The organism is Rhizobium sp. L9 (genome assembly GCF_002531885.1).
In the GTDB taxonomy this organism is placed as follows: Bacteria; Pseudomonadota; Alphaproteobacteria; order Rhizobiales; family Rhizobiaceae; genus Rhizobium.
Window position 1 is genome coordinate 1 of the sequence record NZ_NWSZ01000063.1, and the last position, 5,933, is coordinate 5,933.

Consider the following 5,933-nt stretch of genomic DNA (forward strand, 5'->3'; position numbering starts at 1 on the left):
GAGAAGGTGTCGACCACCGTCAGCACGCGCAGTTTCTTACCCGTTGCGAGTTGGTCGTGAACGAAGTCCATCGCCCACGTTCCGATCACCGCCGCTTCAAGTTCACAGCCGACAATGTTGCCATGCTGCTTAACCGTGACGTTCACAACCGTTTTCAATCCTCGAGCCGACAGGGCCTACACGGATCACGACCTTGGCGCCCGCCATAATCGAGCGTAAGGGCCATCAGTTCTCACTAGGTCAGCGTGCTTTCCCTCCTCAATGACCCGCCCCTTGTCCAGGACCACAATATTGTCCGCCCCACGAACGGTGCTCAACCGATGAGTGATGACTATGATGGTCTTCCCAGCGCGAGACAGATCCTCAACAACCCGCAGCACAAATTCTTCGGCTGCCGAGTCCAGAGAGGAGGTCGCTTCGTCAAGGATTAGAACGTCGGGATCCCGGTACAGGGCCCGAGCCAATGCGAGGCGCTGCTTCTCACCTCCGGAGAGGCGAACCCCGTTCTCGCCCAGATGGGCCTGGAACCGCCCGGGCCAGCGCTCGATGCACTCCCGCAGTCCTATTCGATCACAGATGCGTACGATCTTATCGAACTCCGGTTCGAACTCGCCCAGGGCGATGTTCTCGATCACGGAACCGGAGAAGACGTCTATCGATTGCGGTACTGCAGCCATGACCTTGTGCAGTGATGCGCTCGAGAAATCCTGGAGGGCATATTGGCCGATCCGAATGCATCCATCCTCAAGCTGGTAGACATTCTGCAGCAGAGCCGCAAGGGTGCTTTTGCCCGAGCCGCTCTCACCCACGACGGCCGTCAACTCTCCTTGGCGAAAGGAGACGCTTAGATCGCTGAAAACCTCCGCCTGCGCGCCATAGCGGAATGTGACGTTCTCCAGGCGAATATCTCCGAGATCGGTCTTCGTAGCATCGATGCCGCTGCTGCTTGCCGACTCCAGTTCAAAGATCTCGAAAAGTCTATCCGCCGCGATAAACGCGTCTTGAACGATCCGGTTGGTCTGGATCAGGCGGGCGACCGGCCGGGTGATATAGCCAAGCAACGTATAGCAGGACAGCAATTCGCCGGGCGTGACGGCCTGTTCGAGCGCAAGCGTGGTTCCAAACCACATCAGCACGATGGTGAACAGGACCGACAGCAACGTCGAGGCGTTGTCGCCGCAGATTGAGATCAGCCCGGAGCTGTAGACGGAATGCAGCATCTTTACGAAGCGGGTCTCCATTTTGAAGTTTGCGAAGCTCTCGACGCCGGAAGTCTTAATGGTGGAGACAGCTCCGAGTGATTCTACCAGTTGCGCCTCGAGTTTGGCGTCATTTTCCATGATGACTCGTTGGAGATTTCGATTCATCCGATTGATGGCCCAATATACCAGGATGTACATTGGAATGGCGAGCGCCACGATCAAAGCAATATTCCAGGAATAGATGAACATCATTCCGAACGAGAACAGTATCATTAAAATGTCAACAAACATGTTTATCGAAACGTCGTTCAGGAAGCTCCTGATTTTCACAGCGTCGTTCATGCGCGACACGATTTCTCCCATGCGCATGCTATCGAAGAACTTCTGGGGCAGGGCCAGGATGTGATTGTAATAGCCGAGGATCAAGCATACGTCGATCTTCTGCCCCGTCTGCAGGACGAGTCGGCCTCTTAGGAGGTTGATCAGGATCTGTATCGCTAGGATCAGCAGCATTGCGATGCTCATCAAGTTGAGCAGGTTGCGGTTTCCCGCTGGGATCACGTGATCAACGATCTTCTGAACGTAGATCGCCGTCGAGAGACTGAGGACGGTCGTCACAAGAGCGCCGACGAGAGCCTGCGCCATCACCGTGCGGTGTGGCGCGAGTAGGCGGGCGAATCGGGCGAGGGGCGACGTGGTCTCGTCTCGACGATTGAATGTGTCTGCCGGAACCAGCAAAACCAGAACGCCGGTCCATTGCTCCATGAATTCCTGATGCGGCACTTTGCAGATTTCGCCCAAGGCCGGGTCCATGACGATGACCCACTTGGCGTCGATCGCATGGACCACTACGAAATGGTGCAGGTCCTCCTTGACGACGTGCGGGATAGCGGGCTTGGGGATCTTGTACAGGCTGTCGAAGCCACCTTTGACGCCTTTCGCGATGAAGCCCAGCTTCTGCGCCGCTTCCGTGAGCCCCAGCACACTCGTACCGGAGCGGTCGGTCGACGCATACTGGCGGATGCGCGCCAATGGCAACTTGTAGCCATAGAAGGCTGCGACAGATGCGAGGCTGGCGGCGCCGCAATCCGTGATGTCACGCTGTTTGAACTTAATGGCCTTACTCGACATGGAGGCTCGCTGGCTGTTGGGACAATATTAGCGCCCCGCCAGCATCGGGTTGAGCCAATCGTCTGCCTCGTCGTAGAGCAGTTGCAGGAGAGTGCGATTGGCCAACAGAAAGCGAGCCCGCACGGTCATGCCTTTCTTCAGGTGGCCGATGGCCCCGCTTTTCAGCGCGAGTTCGCTGCGAGAGAGCGCGCACTGGACCTTGAAGACCGGGTTCCCGTCATGCAGAGTGAAGTCCTGCGCCACCTCGACCACCCTTGCTTTGATGACACCCCATTGGTTGTAGTTAAAGGCATCCACTTGGAGCCGCACCGGCTGACCAGGCTGCACAAAGCCAATGTCGTTGGGGGAGACGTAGATTTCCGCCACCAGATCGTCGTTCGGCGAGATCCAACCAACGGTTTGCCCGCTCTGCACGTAGCTTCCGTGCGCGAGGCCGGAGAACTGCTCGAGAGCACCCGATACTGGGGCGCGGATGCGGTGCAGGTCCCGTTCGTGCTCGAGCTGATGCAAGGTGGCCGTGAGTTCCTTTAAGCGCAGGTTAGCATCAAGGAGCTTCTGGTTCCAATCAGCGGTTTTGCGTCGCACGAGGATCTCGCCTTGGACCTCGATATTTTGGAGAGCGAAAGCCTTCTCGTCAACGGTCTTCGCCGGCGCCGCAGCAGCCGAGACAAGTCGCTTTGCGCGGTCGAGTTCCGCCGCGGCGTTACTGCGCGCATTTTGGTTCTCGCGCAGCAAGTTGAGAAAATGCACCCTTTCAGCCGTCGCGGATTCGGTTTGGAGGGGGGGCGAGACGCTGAGCCTTGCGCCGGAAGAAATCAGCGTTTGGAAGTCATGGGCAAGATCGCTCTTGGCATGAATGTCGGCTAAAACCCCGCTGAGCTTTTCCTCGATTACATGATCGTCAAAGGCGATTATTTCCTTCCCCTTAGCAACGACATCGTTCTCAAAGGCAAGGACACGGGAGATGCGTCCGGAGACGGGCGCTATCAGGGGCGTCTTCTCCACGATCGGGCGAATAGTACCGACACTCTGCATGGAGACCGGTATGGTAACGAGTGGCAGTGAGCCAAATGCCGCGGCGACGAAGAGCAAGATCGCCCTATAAATGCTCAAGGATCGTCCTGATCGTCGCGCCAGTATGCTTTCTGCGATGCAGCTGGCCGTTTCAGCAGAAAGGGGAACTGCTAGTCTGTAGTCACTAGGAGCCATCGAGAGCCAGCTCGCTTATCAACCAAACAAGTGTCCGTAACGTCGCAAAAACAAGTAAACCCAAAAATACCAACCTCCGGAGGTTTCAGCTGCTTCTTGAGGGGTTAATTCGGTTACACGATAGGCTGCCATGTTGTTCATCATTGGTGTCTCCGTTCAGAGCTGGATTGAGAAGATGCCAAGGTCCCCGTTGGGAGCTCCTAGCGGCGCGCAACAAAAAGGTTCAAGATTCGTGCCAATGCAGAAGGAGCGAAAAGCATCAGAAAACTGTTCTGTATGTTATTCAATGGCTGCCCTAGAGCGCCGAGACGTGCCAAACCGCACATCACGCTGTCGCAAGCACGACAAACCGAGTAGGGTTCTGAATGAACGTCCTGAACAGGATCGACAGCTCCAAAGTTCGGTGGCGACGGTACAGTTGAGACTCGGCGCTCAGTAAGCGCGCCCCCATCCGCGTAGCCCCCATCGAGTTTGCCGTCGATTTTTGTTGCTGCTGATTCACTCTGAAACCTGGTGAATTGTTGGTGGCCCTCCGCACGATAGTGGGCGCGGATGCGCCGCTTGGTGCCGCGGGCCGTCGCCTTGCGCTGTGGCGGCAAATAATAGGCCGTCGCTCGAAGCCGGAGTGCCCATGGATCGGTAACCCCGCCTGCGCCTCGACCACCCTGGCTAGCGCCCGGTCGTAGGCTTCGCTCTCGACATGCCACTGTCGAACACGGATTAACACCCACAAGGTGTGGGTGTCTGTGGCATCGGCCATCATGCGCAGGCCAAAGCTAGTCTCTTCTGCGAGGATGACGTTCATCGCAGGGCGCTCCTGTACGCAGATGACTGAATGCTTCGCAGAAGCCAGTCGCAGCATCCACGTCTGGACGTCGCCTTCGCAATCGAGCCGCCCGGAATCGTAACAGCCCGAGCTGGCGCGGCCAAGCTCGCGTAACCGGATGTCGAGGTGAGCTTGAGATTTGCCAGCTATCCTCCTGTCGCAACGGCCCCGCGAGACGATCGCTGTCGGCCACAGCCTGGGCCGGAACAAGTGCAGGTCTGAGATCGCCATAGCGTCGGGACCCGCCCAAGCATTGCCCAATAGGTCTCGTGTTTCTTTTCGCATCCGGTGGATCTTTTACTTGACACATCCGGCCATAGCATCTGCCAATAGGGACAAGGCCACGCCCTGGTAAACGTGAAATACGGCAGGATGCTAGGCCTTCAGGCCTACAGCCAGGTCTCGGATCGATACGGGTCGATCCGTCTGTCGTCCTCGTCGATCAGACGCTTGAGCCATTCCAGCGCCGCGATGGCGGACCCGATGTGCTGCATTGTTCCGGAATTCGAGCAGGCTCAGCAGCCTCGGCAACATGCGTGGATAATGAAATGCCGTAGGAGGAACGTGGCACCGCCTGGGCTCGCTGCTTAGGAACCGCCAGTCTCGTATTTGCGGACCAGAGCCGAAAGTATCGCCTGTTCGGCAATTTCGGCACCGCTCCGTCGAGGGCCTTGATCGCGGACCCGGCGATGCGAGCCAAAAGGCGCTCCTCGCTGGCCCCTTTTCAATTTCTTGGCGATCGAGGCGACGACCCTACGTTCCCATTCGCCACCATCTTGTGCACTTTGATCTGAACCCTTCAAACTGGACCAGTTTTGGTTAGAGTTTTCCGGTGCATTTTCCTGGCTGGGAAAGGGACCAGAAGACGATGAAAGCGTCGCAGTTTTCGGACGCTCAGAAGGCGTTCATTCTGAAGCAAGGTGATGAAGGCGTGTCGGTTGCTGAAATCTGCAGGAAGGCGGGGATCAGCCAGGCGACTTATTTCAACTGGAAGAAAAAATACGCGGGCATGCTGCCACCGGAGATGAAGAGGCTGAAACAGCTCGAGGACGAGAATTCGCGCCTGAAGAAGATCGTCGCGGATCTGACGCTGGACCGCGAGATGTTGCAGGATGTCATCCGCCGAAAGCTCTAAGGCCTGCTCGGAAGCGGGAGATGGTGAAAGGCATGTGCTGCGATTGGGCGATCTCGATCCGACGTGCTTGTGGAGCGTTGAACTTCGATCGATCAACTCACCACTATACCTCTCGCCGTGCTGATCAGGCCGGTCTGGAACGTCGTATTCGCGAGATCTGCGAGATCCGTGTGCGGTACGGCTATCGCCGCGTGCATGTGCTGTTGGAACGCGAGGGTTGGGGCACCAACATCAAGCGAACCTACCGCATTTACAGGGACTTGGGGCTACAGTTGCGGAACAAGACACCGAAGCGGGGGGTAAAAGCCAAGCTTCGCGAGGATCGGCACATGGCCGTCGGACCCAACGACGTCTGGGCGATGGACTTCGTTCACGACCAACTCGCAACGGGTAAGAAACTGCGCGTGCTGACGGTGGTCGACACCTTCTC

The 5,933-nt window shown here is 57.3% G+C and carries 3 protein-coding genes and 2 pseudogenes; 1 reads left to right on the forward strand and 4 read right to left on the reverse strand.

Going from position 1 to position 5,933, the window contains the following annotated elements:
* Window positions 1-185: 185 nt before the first annotated feature.
* The 4 genes and pseudogenes from CO660_RS31980 to CO660_RS34225 all read right to left on the reverse strand — a co-directional run.
* Window positions 186-2,333, reverse strand: coding sequence for a peptidase domain-containing ABC transporter (locus tag CO660_RS31980; protein WP_097545514.1), 2,148 nt, complete (start codon window positions 2,331-2,333; stop codon window positions 186-188).
* A 27-nt stretch (window positions 2,334-2,360) separates the two neighbouring features.
* Window positions 2,361-3,446: an HlyD family efflux transporter periplasmic adaptor subunit gene (locus tag CO660_RS31985; protein WP_008533948.1), complete on the reverse strand. Its 1,086-nt coding sequence runs from the start codon at window positions 3,444-3,446 to the stop codon at window positions 2,361-2,363.
* Window positions 3,447-3,560: 114 nt separating this feature from the next.
* On the reverse strand, window positions 3,561-3,686 hold the full coding sequence (locus CO660_RS34425) for a hypothetical protein (RefSeq protein ID WP_004676277.1): 126 nt from the start codon (window positions 3,684-3,686) through the stop codon (window positions 3,561-3,563).
* Window positions 3,687-4,148: 462 nt separating this feature from the next.
* Window positions 4,149-4,411 (reverse strand): annotated as a pseudogene (locus tag CO660_RS34225) (Tn3 family transposase); the annotation flags it as partial.
* Window positions 4,412-5,236: 825 nt separating this feature from the next.
* Between CO660_RS34225 and CO660_RS31995 the strand changes: the two are divergent.
* A pseudogene (locus tag CO660_RS31995) lies at window positions 5,237-5,933 on the forward strand (IS3-like element ISRel21 family transposase); the annotation flags it as partial.

Bases quoted from the DNA above. Each gene is read 5' to 3' on its own strand.
- CO660_RS31980 (WP_097545514.1), bottom strand. From the start codon at position 2,333: ATGTCGAGTAAGGCCATTAAGTTCAAACAGCGTGACATCACGGATTGC.
- CO660_RS34425 (WP_004676277.1), bottom strand. From the start codon at position 3,686: ATGATGAACAACATGGCAGCCTATCGTGTAACCGAATTAACCCCTCAA.